A 17,030-nucleotide genomic window follows, 5' to 3' on the forward strand; every position below is an offset into this window, starting at 1 on the left:
ATTTCCTTCAATTCCTGCCCATTTCGGGCCCAAGACGGCCGCCCCGCGTTATGATCCGTGGGAACGGGCATGACGTATGAGGGGGAACACATGACTGCCGCAGGACTGGTTTCGAGAAGCCTTTCGAAGATGCGTCAGCTGGTCGGCGGGCAGGCACGGCGCGATGTCGAGCCGAGCACGCGCGACCTCGAGCGCATCCGCGGCCAGCTGCAGGAGTGCGCGGAAGGAAGGGGGGGCGAGATCTCGACGCGACAGCGCGCCGCCCGACTCGCCGAGACCTATCTCCGCCTTGACGAGGCGGGCCGCCGCGCCGTGCTGAAGATGATCGCGCTCGAGTTCGGCCCCGACCCGGCACGTGTCAATGCGGCCCACAAGGCCTACCAGGCCGCCGTCGGCACGCGCGACCAGTGGGACGCCGAAGCCCAGCTGCGGGCAGCGATGCGGTCGCGCCGGCTGCGCATCCTCACTCAATTCAATGCCATCCCGCAGGGCGTCAAGTTCCTGGTCGACCTGCGCGCCGACCTGTTGCGCTTCGTCGCCGACGATCCGCAGCTCAAGCCGCTGGACCGCGAACTGGAAGCCCGCCTGTCGGCGTGGTTCGACGTCGGCTTCCTGGAATTGCAGCGCATCACCTGGAGCTCGCCCGCCGCGCTGCTCGAGAAGCTCGTCGAATACGAGGCGGTGCACGAGATCCGTTCGTGGGACGACCTCAAGAACCGGCTCGACTCCGACCGCCGCTGCTACGCCTTCTTCCATCCGCGCATGCCGCTCGAGCCGCTGATCTTCGTGCAGGTCGCGCTGCTCGAAGACCTCGCCGACGACGTGCAGCGCCTGCTCGATATCGAAGCGCCGCTCACCGATGCGAGCAAGGCCACGACCGCCATCTTCTATTCCATCAGCGCCACGCAGACGGGCCTGCGCGGCGTGTCCTTCGGCAACTTCCTGCTCAAGCGCGTCGTCGAGGACCTGCAGCGCGACTTCCCGCGCCTCAAGACCTTCGCCACGCTGTCGCCGATTCCCGGACTCGTGCGCTGGGCGCAGAGGAATCCGCAGGAGCTCGCCGCGGCGATCACGCCATCGGACTGGAAGCGCCTGGCTGCGGCCGGCATCGAGGACGCGGATTCCCCGCGCCTGGCCCGCATTCTCGAGGCCACCCCGGAATGGACCGAGGACGAAGCGCTCGCGCGCGCCTTGCGCGACCCGCTGCTCAAGCTGGCGGCGCGCTACCTCGTGCATGCCAACCGTGACGGCAAGCCGGTGGATGCGGTCGCCCGCTTCCACCTCGGCAACGGCGCCCGCGTGGAACGGCTCAACTGGCTCGCCGACACCTCTGCGAAGGGGCTCGGGCAATCGTGGGGCATCATGGTCAATTACCTCTACGACCCAGACCGCATCGAGACGAACCTCGAGGCCTTTGCCAGCGAGGGCCGGATCGACGCATCGGCCGCCGTCAAACGGCAAGCGCGACGCTGACGCCGCGCCCAAGCCCATGACCGGTTCGCGCCTGCTCCCTTCACGCCGACGCCCTGCGCGCTGAGGACTCTCGCATGCGCCTGCCCTTTCACCGCGCCTCGATCCGGGTCCGCCTGCTGCTCGCCAGCACGACCGTGCAGGTCGTGCTGCTGAGCCTGCTGCTGGCCAACAGCGTGCGCCTGATGAACGACGCCGCATCGGCCAGCCTCGACACGACCATCAGCCAGAACGCCAGCATGCTGCATGCCATGGCGACGGCCTATGGCGAGCAGCAACGCTACGAGGCGCTGGAGGACGTTCTCGGCGAACTGCTGGAAGGCAGCACGGAAGGCCTGGTCTATGTGCGCATCGTCGCACCGGATCAGACGCCGCTCGTCAGCGCCGGACTGCCCGACATGGCGCAACTGCCTGCGCCAACCGAGATGGGCGGCGGATTCTTCTCGCGCCTGCGCGGCGACACCCTGGTGCACGTGCGCCACCCACTGCTGCTGCCACGGAACGAGGTGGGATTCATGCAGTTCGGCGTATCGGTGGAAACGCTTGCCGCCGCTCGACGTGCCATTACCGAACAGGGTCTGGTGATCGCCCTGGTCGAGATCGCGCTGACCTTCCTGCTGCTGTCGACCGTCGGCTACTTGCTGACGCGTAACCTGGGACGGCTCCTGGCCGGCAGCCGGGCGATCGCCGACGGACACCTCGATCATCGCGTCCCGGCACGAGGCGACGACGAACTGGCAGTCATCGCCCGCCACTTCAACATCATGGCCTCGACCCTGCAGCGGCGCGTTGCCGAACTGCAGGAGAGTGCCGCACGCCTGAAGGCCAGCGAGGAGCGACATGCGCTGGCCATGCGCGGCGCCAACGACGGCCTGTGGGACTGGGACATCCCGGCCGGTACCGCCTATTACTCGGACCGCTTCTGCGAGATCCTCGGCCTGGCACCCGGCACCCTGCCGAACGTACCCGAGGCCTTTCTCGAATACATCCACCCGGACGATGTCACGCCGTATCGCGAACGGATGATCGCCCACCTCAAGGGCGAGAGCAGTCAGTTCATGATGGAGCACCGGGTACGCCAGCCAGCCGGCGACTACCGCTGGGTGCTCACACGCGGCGTCGCGCGCCCGAACGGCAAGGCGCGCGTCGGCCGGATGGCGGGCTCCATCAGTGACATCGACCAACGCAAGCGCGCCGAGCAGCAGCTGATCCATGACGCGCTGCACGACGGGCTCACCGGCCTGCCGAACCGGGCGCTCTTCATCGAGCACGTCAACCGTGCGCTGGCGCAGCGGCGCCGTGACGAAGGCTTTCAGCTGGCGGTGCTGGCCATCAACGTCGAGCGCTTCAGCCTCGTCAACGACAGCTACGGCCATGCCATCGGCGACGATCTGCTTCGGCGCGTGGCGAACCACATCACCTCGATGATGCGCGAAGGCGACGTTGTCGCCCGCGTCGGAGGCGACCAGTTCGCCGTGCTGCTCAACGGCCTGCAGAACTCGGCCGAAGCGCTGCGGATCGGCGAGTCGCTGATCGCGCTGCCGGCCTTCGTCGTGCGCAGCGCCGACCGCGTCCTCCATCCCCGCTGCCGCATCGGCATCGCGCTGAGCGAGGACGAGGAAGATGCCCAGGCGCTGCTGCGCGACGCCGACAACGCCTTGCACAAGGCCCGGCAGAGCGAATCGGCGCCAATCGAATTCTTCCATGCATCGATGCACGCACAGGCCGTTCGGGCCCTGCAACTGGAGTCCGACCTGCGCTGGGCGCTCGCCCATGGCGGACTGGCGGTGCATTACCAACCCATCGTATCGCTGACCACACGCCGCACGTCGAGCTTCGAAGCACTGGTGCGCTGGCCGCACCCCACCCATGGCCTGCTGTCACCGTCCGAGTTCATCCCGCTGGCCGAGACGCTGGACCTGATCCACGACCTCGGCATGGAAGTGCTTCGCATCACCTGTGCCGACCTGCGCCGCTGGCGCGATACCGCACCAGGCATCCCGCCCGCACGCATCAGCGTCAACCTGTCGGCGCGTCAGCTGGCTCGCCCGATGCTGACCACCGAACTGCTCGCGGTCATCGACCGCCATGGCGTCGCGCACGACCAGATCCGCTTCGAGGTCACCGAAAGCCTGCTCGCGCATCCTGCCGGACCGGCGATGAAGACGCTGCGCGATCTGCGCGCAGCCGGCATCGAGATCCTCATCGATGACTTCGGCACAGGCTACTCGACACTGAGCTACCTGCACACGATGCCCTGCAATCAGGTGAAGCTGGACGGCTCCTTCGTGCGCTCGATCACCGAGGACCTCCGGCTGCGCGCGATTGTCCGCCGCAGCATCGAGCTCGCGCACGACCTTGGCATAAGCGTTGTCGCCGAATGCATCGAGAACGAACAGCAGCTCGAGGTCCTCCTCGGGCTGGGCTGCGACTTCGGCCAGGGCTATCACTTCGCGCGCGCGATGGACCGCGACGCGGCGCATGAATGGCTGCGCGGCGAATTGCCGTCGCGACAAGCCGCGCACTGAAGGATCCAGCCGATGCCCCCCTCACCCCGCTGCGCTGCGCTCCGGATCTGGGCCGTGCGCTTTGCAGCGCTGACGGTCCTGCTGGCATCCGCGGCACACGCGGAGGTGATTCTCGTCACGTCGGCCGATTCGAGCGTGGAAACGCTGAATCGTGAGGACGCGGAGCAGCTTTACCTCGGCCGCCGATCCTCGCTTTCGGGTGGTTCCCCCCTGCTGCTGCTGGACCTGCCACCGGGCCCGGTACGCGATCGCTTCTACCGCCTGCTGACCGGGAAGAACCCGAGCCAGATCCGGGCTTACTGGTCGCGCATGGTCTTTACCGGCCGCGCCTTGCCGCCGCGCGAATCCGCCAGCATTGAAGATGCCCGCCGCCTCCTGCTGGAAAACCCGGGCACCGTCGGTTACCTGCCAGCCACGTTCTCGACCGACCCAAGCCTGCGCATCCTGCTCCGCCTCGAGTAGCGAACACCAAGCCCACAGAACAATTGACGCATTTTCGCGCCCATGTTGTAATGCGAATCGTTCTTGTTTTTGTAATCAGATCATGTCGCCAACCCCGACCGACCTGGCTTCCAGCGCAGAACCGGCTCACGCCGGCGCCCCCGCATCACGCACCGTGCAGCCGAGCGTCGCGGGCCAGCCCCTATCGAGCGATGCGCTGCTCGCCGGGCGCACGGCAGTGACGATCGAGCATCTAGGCGAACGTTACGTCCTCCGCGCAACGCGCTCCGGCAAGTTGATCCTGACCAAGTGAAGCGCCCGCAGGACCGGGCAGAATCCAGCATCGAGGCTTAAACTATGTATGTCTGTGTGTGCAATGCCGTCACCGAACGCCACATCGTCGCGGCCGTGCGCGACGGGTCCACGACCCTGCGCCATCTGCGGCGCGATCTCGGCGTGACGGCCGAATGCGGTCGTTGCGCCAGGTGCGCGCATGACTGCCTTCGGGCTGCTCTTGCCGAGCACACCAGCGAGCCCGCCGCGACACAGCCCGTGTTCGCGCGGCCTACGTTCCCGCTCGCTCTGGAGGCGATATGAAAGGCGACAAGAAGGTCATCCAGTTCCTCAACAAACAGCTCACCATCGAACTGACCGCAATCAACCAGTACTTCCTGCATGCACGCATGTACAAGAACTGGGGTTTCACCCGCCTCGGCAAGCACGAGTACGAGGAGTCGATCGAGGAGATGAAGCATGCCGACATGCTGATCGAGCGGGTGCTGTTCCTCGAGGGCCTGCCCAACCTGCAGAACCTCGACAAGCTGCTGATCGGCGAGAACGTGCCCGAGTGCATGCAGGGCGACCTCAAGCTCGAGCACGGCGGCCGGGCCAACCTGATCGAGGCGATCGCCTACTGCGAGTCCTGTAAGGACTACGTCTCGCGCGAACTCTTCGAGCACATCCTCGAAGACACCGAAGAGCACATCGACTACCTCGAAACCCAACTGGGTCTGATCGACAGCGTCGGCCTGCAGAACTACCTCCAGTCGCAGATGGAGCCCAGCGCTTCCTGACACCGACCATGCGCGCCCCACGGGGCGCGCATTCAATTGCCGATGACATCCGCTGCCCACGCGTTCCCGCCGTTGCCACTCTATCCGCCCCCCGACCCGCACAAGTACCGGCTCGAGACCGTCAGTGTCCCCGTGCGGCGTTCCGGCGCGGGGCTGCGACTCGCGCGCGGCAACCGCATCCAGCGCGCTGGCGTGGCGACCCTGGTCGTATTCGCCCATCTGGCCGGCCTCGCAACTCTGGCTCACCTGGCAAGCCGCCCGGTCGTGGTGCCCGAGCTGACGAGCATCACCCTTGCGCTGATCCCGGCCGAACCCGCGGTACAGCCTGTTTCGCCCACGCCGGTGGAGACGCCTCCGCCCCCCGCTCCACCGCCCCCCAAGGTCGAAAAAGTCGAGCCGCCGAAGCCGCAACCGCCCAAACCGACCCCGACGCCCAAACCCAAGCCCCACCCCGCTCCGCTACCGAAAGTGACGGAGTCGCCGACCGCCCTGACGCAGGAAGCACCCACGCCCGAGCCGAGCCCGCCGGCGCCCGCAGAGCCTGCCGCCGTGGCACCCGCCGCTCAGCCCACGCCGCCGGTAGCCGCTGCGCCGACCGCGGCTGCGCCGATCACGGCGGCACGCTTTGATGCGGCCTACCTCAACAATCCGGCGCCCGCCTACCCCATGCTGTCGCGCCGTCTGCGCGAGGAAGGCCAGGTCATGCTGCGCGTGCTGGTGTCGCCCGATGGACGACCGAATCGTATCGAGCTGCGCACCAGCTCGGGCTCCGAGCGTCTCGACCGCGCGGCCGAAGAGGCCGTCGCACGCTGGCGTTTCGTCCCCGCACGCCAGGGCGAAGCAGCCGTCGAAGCCTGGGTGCTGGTGCCGATCGTCTTCAAACTCAAAGGGAACTGAACAATGGAAACAACGCAGGCCTTCGGCCTTGCTCACCTGTGGGCGCAATCCGACGCCGTCATCCGCGCCGTGGCCCTGATGCTGCTGCTGATGTCGGTCACGAGCTGGTACCTCATCCTGGCGCGCGCTCTGCGCCAGCTGCGGGCGCGTCATCATGAAGGTGCAGTGGAGGCCTTCTGGGCCGCACCAGACCTGGAGAGCGGCCTGAAGCGCCTCAGCACCCAGGCGCCCGAGTCACCGTTCGAGGCACTGGCCCAGCAGGGCGCCGCCGCCGCGCAGCACATCCGTCGCCACACCGCCAGCGAAACGCTGGGCGGCAAGCTCGATGCGGACGAGGTGATCACCCGCGCGCTGCGCAAGTCGATCGCCTTGTCGACCGCGGGTCTCGAATCGGGCATGACCGTGCTCGCCTCGATCGGCTCCACGGCCCCCTTCGTGGGCCTGTTCGGCACCGTATGGGGCATCTATCACGCGCTGGTGAACATCAGCGCCTCGGGCATGGCGACGCTGGACAAGGTGGCCGGACCGGTCGGCGAAGCGCTGATCATGACCGCCTTCGGCCTCTTCGTCGCGATCCCTGCCGTGCTGGCCTACAACGCCATCACCCGCGCCAACCGCGTCGAGCTGTCCGAACTGGATGCGTTCGCCCACGACCTGCACGCCTGGTTCTCGACCGGTGCCCGCATTGCCCCGGTGGCCCTCCAGGCCGCCAACGAGCGTACGTCGGCGCGGGCGGTGGCACCGATCGACGGAGCAGCAAACGGAGCGGCATGATGGCCTTCGGCGGTTTCAACAACGGCGACAGCCGTCCCCTGCAAAGCGAAATCAACATGGTGCCGCTGATCGACGTCATGCTGGTGCTGCTGATCGTGTTCATGATCACCGCGCCGCTGCTGACGCACTCGGTCAAGATCGACCTGCCGCAGGCCTCGAGCCAGCCCACGCAGGAGAAGCCCGAGACGGTATCGCTGTCGATCAACGGCGAAGGCAAGCTGTTCTGGAACAACGACGCGCTCGATGACGCGGCGCTGCCGGCCCGCCTGAAGGCCGCCGCCGAACAGACGCCGCAGCCGGAGCTGCACCTGCGGGCCGATCGCGAGACACGCTATCAGAAGCTGGCCGAAGTGATGTCGCTGGCACGCGAGGCGGGCATCGAGAAGATGGGTTTCATCACCCAGCCAAGCAGCGAGCCGAACACCCGCTAGACCGCGGGCTGAAGACAGGAAAGGAACGCGGCCGCCCTTGGGCGGCCGTTCTGTATCCGGCAGCGCGATCAACCGCGCTTGCCGCGCACCCGGATGATCACATCGACCTGCTCGAGCTCGACGCCCTCGGGCAGACGCGGCACGCCGACGACAGTGAGCTCGTCAGCCGCGACATCGCGCACTTCGCCGGTATCGACGTCGTACAGGTGGTAATGCGGATCGGTGTTCGAATCGAACACGACCCGGTCCGGATCGACGATCAGTTCGCGTACCAAGTTTTTCTCGCGGAACAGGCGCAGCGTGTTGTAAACCGTGGCGCGCGAGGTCTCGGGCGCATTGACACGCACCCGCTCGAGCACCTGATCGGCCGACAGATGCACGGGACGCGCGAACAAGACGCGCGCGATCTCGATGCGCTGATGGGTGACAGGGACGCCGACGCTGCGCAGGCAGGCAATCGCGTCTTCGGTGGCATCTACATTCATGTCTCTCTCTGGGCCCACCCGGGTCTTGTCTTGTCTTCGGAACGAATACCTAGCTGCGTCGAGTCTACGCCTGCCAGCCCGTCCCTGCAAAAAAACCGGCCCTCCACACGGGGAGTCGGCCGGGTTCGTACAGCAAGGCTTACTGCCAGGGATTCGGCTTCGGCGTCGCGTTGGACGACGGCGGCAGGATCGGCATCACGAAGGTCGGCTGGTCGCCGGTCAGCGTCTTCAGGAAGGCGACGATGTCGGAGATCTCCTGTTCGCTGTACTTGCGACCCAGTTGCAGGCGGCCCATGAGCTCCACCGCCTGTTCCAGCGTCGCGGCTTCGCCGTCGTGGAAGTACGGGTAGGTGAGCTCCACGTTGCGCAGTGTGGGCACCTTGAAGTTCATGCGGTCTTCATCCTTGCCGGTGACGCCCGCGCGGCCTTCGGCCGGGTTGTTCGTCTTGTACGGCTCGAACAGACCCATCTTCTGGAACGAGGTACCGCCCGCCGCCGGACCGTTGTGGCAGGCCACGCAGCCGCTTTCCTTGAACAGGCCGTAACCGGCGAGCTCGCGGTCGTTCAGCGCCTTGTCATCGCCCTTCAGCCATGCATCGAACGGCGAGTTCGGCGTGACCAGCGTTTCCTCGAAGGCGGCGATCGCCTGGGTGATCTTGTCGATGTTGATGTCGGCCGAGCCGAACACCGACTTGAATTCGGCCACGTAGCCCGGGATGGTGCGCAGCGTGCCGACGGCCAGGTCGTGCGTGAAGGCCATTTCGCCCGGGTTGGCGATCGGACCGCCCGCCTGCTCCTTCAGGTCAGCCGCACGGCCGTCCCAGAACTGCGCCACGGCCAGGCTGGAGTTCAGCACGGTCGGCGAGTTGATCGGCCCCTGCTGCCATTTGTCGCCAATCGAGGTCTTCAGGTTGTCGCTGCCGCCCATCGACAGGTTGTGACAGGAGTTGCAAGAAATGAAGCCCGAGCGCGACAGGCGCGGATCGAAGTACAGCTTCTTGCCCAGTTCGACCAGCGCCGGATTGGTGACCTGCGCCGGCTGGATCGGCTGGATCGGCTCGTCGCGGGTCGTCGCGGCCCAGGCGGTGCCGGCCACGGCCAGCGCGGAAGCAATCGCAATCGCCTTCAATTTCATGGTGCTCTCCTTGCTTGATTGAAGCCTTGTTTTAAGACTGTTTTAGACTCGATCTAAATTTGAGCCCCATTAGACCCGCGCCTGCAGCCGGCTTTCTTGATCCAGATCAGAAGTCATGCGCGGGCCGGTCCGTGGCTTCATTACGATACAAAGCCCTCCCCGACGAACGTCTATGCTTGGCGCGCTGTCTTCCAGAGGCCACGCACCGGCTCTTCCGAACCTTCCACGCACCACAATGAACCAGAACACAGCCTCTTCAGAAGCCCGATCCCCACGCCGCGGCTTGCGCACCAGCCTCGTCCTCATCGTGCTCGGTCTTGCCGGCGCCGGAACCTGGCTGGCCTGGCCGCAGCTGGTCGGACGGACCGATCCACTCGCCGCCTATCAGTTCGCCACCGTGCAGCGCGGCGATGTCGAAGACCTCGTGACCGCCACCGGCACGCTGCAGCCACGTGATTACGTCGATGTCGGCGCCCAGGTTTCCGGCCAGCTCAAGAAGATCCACGTCGAGGTCGGCAGCGAGGTGAAGGAAGGCGAGCTGCTTGCCGAGATCGACCCCACGGTCTATCGGGCACGCGTCGACGCCTCGCGCGCGCAACTGCGCAACCTGCGCGCATCGTTGAAGGAGCGCGAGGCGCAACTCACGCTGGCGCACATCCAGCTGCGCCGCCAGCAGGCTCTGATGGCCGAAGACGCGACCACCAAGGAAAGCCTGCAGACCGCCGAAGCGAGCGCCAAGTCGGCCGAGGCGCAGCTCGAGGCGCTCGGGGCCCAGATCGAGCAGATCGAATCCACGCTGCGCGCCGACGAAGCCAACCTGCAATACGCACGCATCCTGTCGCCGATGAGCGGCACCGTGGTGTCGATCACCGCCCGCCAGGGGCAGACGCTCAACACCAACCAGCAGGCGCCGGTGATCCTGCGCGTAGCCGACCTCAACACCATGACGGTGCAGACCCAGGTGTCGGAAGCGGACATCAGCCGGCTGAAGCTCGGCATGGACGCCTACTTCACGACGCTGGGCGGTGGTGGCAAGCGCTGGCAGGGCAGACTCGAGAAGATCGAACCGACGCCGACCGTGACCAACAACGTGGTGCTCTACAACGCACTGTTCGACGTGCAGAACCCCGACGGCCTGCTGATGACGCAGATGACGGCGCAGGTCTTCTTCGTCGTCGCCCAGGCGAAGGATGCCTTGCTGGTGCCGATGGCGGCGCTGGCTAAGGGCGCCATCCGGCCCGCACCGGCGGCCGGCGGCACCCGCACCGGCGGTGGCGCGAGCGGTTCGAACAACGGCGGCGGCGAAGCCTCTGGCGCCAGTCGCACTGGCGGTCCGCGCCCTGGCACATCGCGCGCCCCACTTTCGGGCGGCACGGTCAAGGTCCTCAACGCGGGCGGCGTGCTGGAGGAACGCAAGGTGCGCATCGGCGTATCCAACCGGGTGCAGGCCCAGGTTCTGGAAGGCCTCGAGGACGGCGAGCGCGTCGTCGCCGGCCTTGGCAGCAGTGGCGCCGAAAGCAGCAACCGTCCGCAGATGCCGCCCAGACTATGAAGGCCGAACGTCTTCCACCGCTGGATTCGACCGCGTCGTCCACGCCCGCGTCGACCACCACGGCGCCGCTGATCGCACTGCAGGGCATCACGCGCAGCTTTCGCAACGGTGAGGTCGAGACCCAGGTGCTGCACGGCATAGACCTCGAGATCTACCCCGGTGAGTTCGTTGCGATCGTCGGCGCCTCCGGTTCGGGCAAGTCGACGCTGATGAATATCCTGGGTTGCCTCGACCGTCCGACCAGCGGCACCTACCGCTTCATGGGCGAGGACGTCGCCGGCTTCGACCGTGACGCGCTGGCGCGGGTGCGGCGTGAGGCTTTCGGCTTCGTGTTCCAGAGCTACAACCTGATCGGCGGCGCCACCGCGCGCGAGAACGTCGAGGTCCCGGCCGTGTATTCCGGCATGCCGCCCGACGAACGCCACCAGCGCGCGTCCGAACTGCTGTCGACGCTGGGGCTGGCCGAACGTGTCCACCACCGCCCCAACCAGCTCTCGGGCGGTCAGCAGCAACGCGTGTCGATCGCGCGCGCACTGATGAACGGCGGTCGCATCATCCTCGCCGACGAGCCGACCGGCGCGCTCGACAGCAAGAGCGGCGCCGAGGTCATGAAGCTGCTGCGCGAGCTGTCCGCAGCCGGCCACACCATCGTGCTGATCACGCACGAGCGCGAGGTCGCCGAGCAGGCCCAGCGCATCATCGAGATCCGCGACGGGCGCATCGTATCCGACCCTGGCCCGCGGCGGTCGCAGGAACCCGAACCCGACTTCGCCCCGCACATCGATCGCACCTCGCAACTGTCGGATGTCGTCGAGGCCACCCGCACCGCGCTGCGGGCGCTGCGGGCCAACCTGTTCCGCGCCATCCTGACGCTGCTCGGCATCGTCATCGGCGTGGCTTCGGTGATCGCGATGCTCGCGATCGGCGACGGCGCCAAGCAGAAGGTCATCGACCAGGTGAGCGCGATGGGCACCAACCTGCTCACGATCCGCCCCGGCGCGCCCAACACCCGCGGACGGGATGCGCCCGCGACGCTGGTGATCGAGGACGTGCAGGCCATCGCCGAACTGCCGAACGTGCTCGCCTCGGTGCCCGAGCAAGGGGGCACGATCACGGTGCGCACCGGCAACGTCGACCACCGCACCAGCGTCAACGCCACCTCGGCCGACTACGTCGTGGCGCGCAACTGGGCGCCTGCCGCCGGCACCTTCTTCAGCGCCGAAGACGAGGCGCGCTACGCCACGGTCGCCGCGCTCGGGCAGACGGTGGCCAGGGCCCTGTTCCCGGCCGGTGACGGTATCGGCCAGTTCGTACTGGTGAACAACATCCCCTTCCAGGTGGTCGGCGTGATGACGCCCAAGGGCGCCACGCCCTGGGGGCAGGACCAGGACGACATCGTGTTCGTGCCCTACACCACCGGCAGCCTGCGCATCACCGGCCAGCGCTTCCTGCGCAACGTCACGGTGGCGGTGGAGGACGTCGCACAGATCGACGACACCCAGGCCGAGGTCACGAGCCTGCTGCTGGCACGCCACGGCGTCGAGGATTTCCAGATCCGCAACATGGCCTCGGTGATCGACACCGTGTCCGAGACGCAGAACACGCTCACCATCCTCCTCGGCACGGTGGCGGCGATCTCGCTGCTGGTGGGCGGCATCGGCGTCATGAACATCATGCTGGTGTCGGTGACCGAGCGCACGCGCGAGATCGGCATCCGCATGGCTACCGGCGCACGCATGAAGAACATCCTGCAGCAGTTCCTGATCGAAGCGCTGGTGGTGTCCGCCGTCGGCGGGCTGATCGGGGTAGCGGTCGGGCTGGGCAGCGCGGCGATCATCGCGCGCTTCGGCACTGCGGTGCAGTACTCGCTCACGCCGGTCGTGCTCGCCTTCAGCTGCGCCTTCCTCACCGGCCTCATCTTCGGCTACCTGCCGGCACGCAAGGCCGCCCGGCTCGATCCCGTCGTCGCCCTGGCGTCGGAATGAAACAGAACCCCCCGAACATGCACCCCATTCACGCCCGCTCGAACGCAAGCCGCACCACCACCGGAAAGCGCGTCGCACTCGTCCTTCTGACCACCGGCGTCCTGGGTGGCTGCGCCATCACAGAGCCGGTCGTGCGCCCTGAATTCGCGCTGCCCGACCATTGGTCCGAGGCCGCATCCGGCACCGCAGCGAAGCTTCCCGACACCTGGTGGCAGGACTTCGGCTCGCCGCAGCTCGACGCGCTGGTCGCCGAAGCCCTGCTCGCCGCGCCCGACCTGCTGATCCAGGCCGAGCGCGTGGTACAGGCCGAACTGGCGCTGCGCCAGGCCGGCGCCTCCTTGCTACCCTCGCTGTCGCTCGCCGGCGGCAGCGGTGTGCAGAGCGCGGAAGGGGACGAATCCGGCTCGACCAGCGTCAACCTCAACGCACGCTATGAAGTCGATCTGTGGGGCCGCCTGGCCGCAAGCCGCGACGCAAGCCGCGCCAACCTCACAGCGACGCGCTTCGACCGCGACGCGGCGCGCCTGTCGATGGTGGCCAACGTCGCCACGCTGTGGTTCCAGAGCCTGGCGCTGGCAGAACGCGTCGACATCGCGCGCAACAACCTCGCGATCGCTGAACGTGTGCTGCGCGTGGTGCAGGCGCGCTACGACAACGGTGCCGCTTCGGCGCTGGAGCTCAGCCAGCAGCGCAGCACGGTGCTGAACCAGCGCAAGGCCATCGAGCCGCTCGAGGTCACGCTGCGCCAGACGCGCTCGGCGCTCGCCATCCTGCTCGGGCGCAATCCGCAGGCCGGCTTCATCGTCGGCGAGCGACTCGCCGGACTGCAAGTGCCCGCGGTCTCTGCCGGGCTCCCGTCCGAATTGCTGTTGCGTCGTCCCGACATCGCCGCGAGCGAAGCCGGCCTCGCCGCCGCCGCCGCCAATGTTGCCGCGACGCGCGCAGCCCTGCTGCCCAGCATCAGCCTGTCGGCCGGCGCTGCAACCAGCAGCGCGGAGTTGCTGTCGCTGGTCGGGCGCAACAGCGTGCTGTCGCTGTCGGCCTCGCTCCTGCAGACGATCTTCGACGGCGGACGTCTCGCTGCCGATGTCGACATCCAGCGCTCACGCCAGCGCGAGCTGGTCGAGACCCACCGCCGCACCGTGCTCGCCGCGCTGAAGGAAGTGGAGGACGCACTCGCCGACAGCGCCCGCGACGCCAACCAGGAAACCGCACAACGCGAGATCCTGGCCGAAGCGCAGCGCAGCCTGCGCCTGGCGGAACTGCGTTACCGCGAGGGCGCCGACAGCCTGCTGACGGTGCTGGATGCACAGCGCACGCTGTTCTCCGCGCAGGACCAGATGGCGCAACTGCGACTGGCGCGGCTGACGGATGCGGTCAACCTCTACAAGGCGCTCGGTGGCGGCTGGCAGGCGCCGAGCGACGGCTAGCCCGAAGCGGCTGCCACGGCCGAGCACTGCCCGGTACTGATCCGGCACACTCCTCAGCCATCCGGCCCACGCACATAGCGATGGTTTGCGTGTTGTATTAATGCGAACCCTTCTCAGTCGCGTTGACACATGCAGCTCTCTTACTGAGAATAGTAAGCATCTGCAACAGCAGAGGTGGGATAGGTCGTCTGCGCTTCGCCACACGATCGATTTCCCGCCCTAGCCAGCCACTCCGCGACGTCGGATCAGCCAGCCAAGCCAGCCCTTCATCGCTTGACCCGGGGATCCGTACGTCCGATCACGGCGCACGCCACGAGCTGTTCGCCGTCTTCCCGCTCGACGCGAGCACCCACGCCATGCGGCCAGCCGTGCCGGCGTGAGCCGCTCGGCGAACACGGACTCGACATCCCCGCCAGGCCAGGGCTGATCACCCGAACGTTCTCGCAACCCGTGATCAGGAAAACTCGATGTCCATGAAGAACCCTCACGCCAGGCAGCCCGCATCGCTGCGCAAGCGCCCCGCCGCCATTGCCCTTGGCCTGTCGACTGCCGTGCTGATGCCGATGGCCGCCATCGCGCAGGAGCAGAAACCCGCCGACGAATCCAAGCTGGAGACCGTCAACGTCGTCAGCACTGCGCTCGAAGCCAATCCGAATGCCGAACCGGGCGTGCCCTACAAGGCGAAATACTCGGGCGACGAGCGCCACAAGCGTGCGCTGGCCGATACGGCCCAGAACATCCAGGTCCTGACCAAAGCCCAGATCGAAGACTCCGGCTACACCGACCTGCGCGAGATCCTCGACGCCCAGCCCGGCATCACTCTCGGCACCGGCGAGAACGGCAACGCCTTCGGCGATCGCTACATCATCCGCGGCCAGGAGGCCCGCAGCGACGTCTTCGTCGACGGCCTGCGCGACCCCGGCATGACCATCCGCGAAAGCTTCGCCACCGAACAGGTCGAAATCTCCAAGGGCCCGAACTCCAGCTTCGCCGGCCGCGGCACCTCGGGCGGCGCGGTCAACTCGGTGACCAAGCAGGCCACCACCGACTACTCCTACACCCGCCTGTCGACCGGCTTCGGCACCGACAAGCACACCCGTCTGACGCTGGACACCAACCAGGTCGTCAACGAAGACCTCGCCGTGCGTGCCAACCTGCTGTACGGCTACGAGGAAGTGCCCGACCGCGCCCCGACCGACCGCGAGCGCAAGGGCCTGGCGCTGTCCGGTTTCTGGACCCCGACCGACGACCTCGACATCACGCTCGATTACTACGGCCTCGACGCGGACGACAACCCGGACATGGGCGGTTTCCTGGTCGGGACGGTACCGAACCGCAAGCCGGCCAAGAATGTCCCCGTCTATGCGCAGAAGCAGGATTTCCTGAGCTCGGACATCGACACTCTCACCGCCCGCCTGCGATATCAGTTCGACCGGGACACACGGATCACCAACCTGACTCGCTTCGGGCAGACAGACAACGGCTACGTCGTCACCGGCGCGCGGGCCAACGTGTTCGCCGCGAGCGATCCACGCGCGGGCGCACCCACCATCAGCCTCAGTACCCATCAGGGCTGGCAGGAGGTCGAATACTTCGTCAATCAGACGAACCTGCATCTCGATCGCGAAATCGGCGGCTTGAAGCATGAGTTCATCCTCGGTGTCGAGTACTCCGATCACAGCGTGCTGAACGGGGTCTACAACGTCGCCAACTCGGGCGAAAACTGCATGGCCCCCGGCCGGGGCGGCGTCTCCTCGGGCTGGTGCATCACGGATGCGAGCGGCGCCCTGCTCAACGGCATCGATACGATCATGAACCGCAACGTCACCAAGGGCGCGTGGGATAGCGACTGGAACGTGAAGACGATCTCGCTATCGGCTATGGATACTGTCGATCTCTCGGACAAATGGACAGCCTTCGCCGGCCTGCGCTGGGACCATTTCGACTACGACCTCGGCACGCAGAACACAACGACCTTCGCGCGCACCGACTACAGCACCTCCGACAGCCTGTGGAACGGCCATATCGGACTGACCTACAAGTTCCGTCCCGACGCAAACGTGTATGCCAGCTACGCCACCGCCAGCGACATCAACGGCGGCGAGTCGGATGTGGGCACCAACGCCGGCTATGGCGGGTTCATTCCCGGCTCGGCCAAGCCCGAGAAGACCAAGCTGATCGAACTGGGTACGAAATGGAACCTGATGGGCGAGAAGCTGCTGGCGACCGCTGCCGTCTTCCAGATCACCAAGTCGGACGTCATGGAAGGCAATGGCTACGAGGCGACCGGTACCTTCAACTCCAGCGAGAACCGCGTGCGCGGCATCGAGCTCGGCCTGACGGGCATGATCACAGACAAACTGACCGGCCAGGCCGGCATTGCCATCATGGACGCCGAGGTGCTCAAGTCCGCAACCCCCTCGCGTAAAGGCAAGACGCTCAGCAACTTCGCGGACAAGAGTGCGTACGTACAGCTCAAGTACCAGGCGACTGACAAGTTCTCCTTCGGCGGCGCGGTGAAGTACGAAAGCGAGAAGTACGCCGGTCAGCCGGATACGGCAGCAGGATTCGACGCCACCACCGGCAAGTACAGCAACCCGATCCCGGCCTACACCGTGCTCGACCTGTTCGCCAACTACCGCATCAACAAGAACATGGACGTGCGCCTGAACGTGGGCAACGTGACCGACAAGGATTACTACACGGCCGCCTATCAGTCGGGTTCCTTCCTGTACAAGGGTGACGCACGCAACGCCCGCGTGACCCTGAACTATGACTTCTAAGTCCTAGCGCTTCGTCCGGCCGGGTCGCGCGTCAATGCGCCGCCCG

15 protein-coding genes are annotated in these 17,030 nt (G+C 66.6%); 13 read left to right on the forward strand and 2 right to left on the reverse strand.

The features are described 5' to 3' along the window. The first annotated feature begins 90 nt into the window (after positions 1-90). From AC731_RS12025 to AC731_RS12065, 9 genes are all read left to right on the forward strand, one after another. Complete coding sequence (locus tag AC731_RS12025) at positions 91-1,473, forward strand: malonyl-CoA decarboxylase (protein WP_048706341.1); 1,383 nt, start codon at positions 91-93, stop codon at positions 1,471-1,473. A 74-nt stretch (positions 1,474-1,547) separates the two neighbouring features. Next, positions 1,548-3,998 carry an EAL domain-containing protein gene (locus AC731_RS12030; RefSeq protein ID WP_048706342.1) on the forward strand — a complete coding sequence of 817 codons (2,451 nt, stop codon included), beginning with the start codon at positions 1,548-1,550 and terminating at the stop codon, positions 3,996-3,998. 54 nt (positions 3,999-4,052) lie between these two features. Continuing rightward, positions 4,053-4,460: a hypothetical protein gene (locus AC731_RS12035; protein WP_205626593.1), complete on the forward strand. Its 408-nt coding sequence runs from the start codon at positions 4,053-4,055 to the stop codon at positions 4,458-4,460. 82 nt (positions 4,461-4,542) lie between these two features. Further along, positions 4,543-4,752 (forward strand): hemin uptake protein HemP, encoded by a 210-nt coding sequence (locus tag AC731_RS12040; protein WP_048706347.1) that lies wholly within the window; start codon positions 4,543-4,545, stop codon positions 4,750-4,752. Positions 4,753-4,796: 44 nt separating this feature from the next. Beyond that, positions 4,797-5,036, forward strand: a complete 240-nt coding sequence (locus tag AC731_RS12045; RefSeq protein WP_048706349.1) for a (2Fe-2S)-binding protein — start codon at positions 4,797-4,799, stop codon at positions 5,034-5,036. Next, the gene (bfr, locus tag AC731_RS12050; protein ID WP_004263943.1) at positions 5,033-5,512 is read left to right on the forward strand and encodes a bacterioferritin; all 480 of its coding nucleotides are present in this window, start codon (positions 5,033-5,035) and stop codon (positions 5,510-5,512) included. The genes AC731_RS12045 and bfr overlap by 4 nt, the downstream gene beginning before the upstream one ends. A gap of 42 nt (positions 5,513-5,554) precedes the next feature. Continuing rightward, complete coding sequence (locus AC731_RS12055; RefSeq protein ID WP_082794316.1) at positions 5,555-6,409, forward strand: energy transducer TonB; 855 nt, start codon at positions 5,555-5,557, stop codon at positions 6,407-6,409. Between the two features lie 3 nt (positions 6,410-6,412). Then, positions 6,413-7,183, forward strand: a complete 771-nt coding sequence (locus AC731_RS12060; protein WP_048706351.1) for a MotA/TolQ/ExbB proton channel family protein — start codon at positions 6,413-6,415, stop codon at positions 7,181-7,183. Further along, positions 7,183-7,614 (forward strand): ExbD/TolR family protein, encoded by a 432-nt coding sequence (locus AC731_RS12065; RefSeq protein WP_048706353.1) that lies wholly within the window; start codon positions 7,183-7,185, stop codon positions 7,612-7,614. The genes AC731_RS12060 and AC731_RS12065 overlap by 1 nt, the downstream gene beginning before the upstream one ends. A gap of 68 nt (positions 7,615-7,682) precedes the next feature. Here AC731_RS12065 and AC731_RS12070 read toward each other — a convergent pair whose 3' ends face one another. Both AC731_RS12070 and AC731_RS12075 read right to left on the reverse strand, forming a co-directional pair. Then, positions 7,683-8,099 carry a Fur family transcriptional regulator gene (locus tag AC731_RS12070; protein ID WP_048706356.1) on the reverse strand — a complete coding sequence of 139 codons (417 nt, stop codon included), beginning with the start codon at positions 8,097-8,099 and terminating at the stop codon, positions 7,683-7,685. A gap of 139 nt (positions 8,100-8,238) precedes the next feature. Continuing rightward, positions 8,239-9,234, reverse strand: coding sequence for a cytochrome-c peroxidase (locus AC731_RS12075; RefSeq protein ID WP_048706359.1), 996 nt, complete (start codon positions 9,232-9,234; stop codon positions 8,239-8,241). Positions 9,235-9,517: 283 nt separating this feature from the next. Here AC731_RS12075 and AC731_RS12080 point away from each other — a divergent pair, with 283 nt between their 5' ends. The 4 genes from AC731_RS12080 (at position 9,518) to AC731_RS12095 (ending at position 16,984) form a co-directional block, all read left to right on the forward strand. Further along, positions 9,518-10,786 (forward strand): efflux RND transporter periplasmic adaptor subunit, encoded by a 1,269-nt coding sequence (locus tag AC731_RS12080; protein WP_156480710.1) that lies wholly within the window; start codon positions 9,518-9,520, stop codon positions 10,784-10,786. After that, complete coding sequence (locus tag AC731_RS12085; protein ID WP_048706364.1) at positions 10,783-12,771, forward strand: MacB family efflux pump subunit; 1,989 nt, start codon at positions 10,783-10,785, stop codon at positions 12,769-12,771. Before AC731_RS12080 ends, AC731_RS12085 begins: the two co-directional genes overlap by 4 nt. A gap of 17 nt (positions 12,772-12,788) precedes the next feature. Beyond that, positions 12,789-14,201, forward strand: a complete 1,413-nt coding sequence (locus tag AC731_RS12090; RefSeq protein WP_048710066.1) for an efflux transporter outer membrane subunit — start codon at positions 12,789-12,791, stop codon at positions 14,199-14,201. 467 nt (positions 14,202-14,668) lie between these two features. Further along, on the forward strand, positions 14,669-16,984 hold the full coding sequence (locus AC731_RS12095) for a TonB-dependent receptor (RefSeq protein ID WP_048706367.1): 2,316 nt from the start codon (positions 14,669-14,671) through the stop codon (positions 16,982-16,984). The last annotated feature ends 46 nt before the right edge of the window (positions 16,985-17,030 follow it).

Origin of the sequence: Thauera humireducens, from assembly GCF_001051995.2 — a bacterium.
GTDB classification, from domain to species: Bacteria; Pseudomonadota; Gammaproteobacteria; order Burkholderiales; family Rhodocyclaceae; genus Thauera; species Thauera humireducens.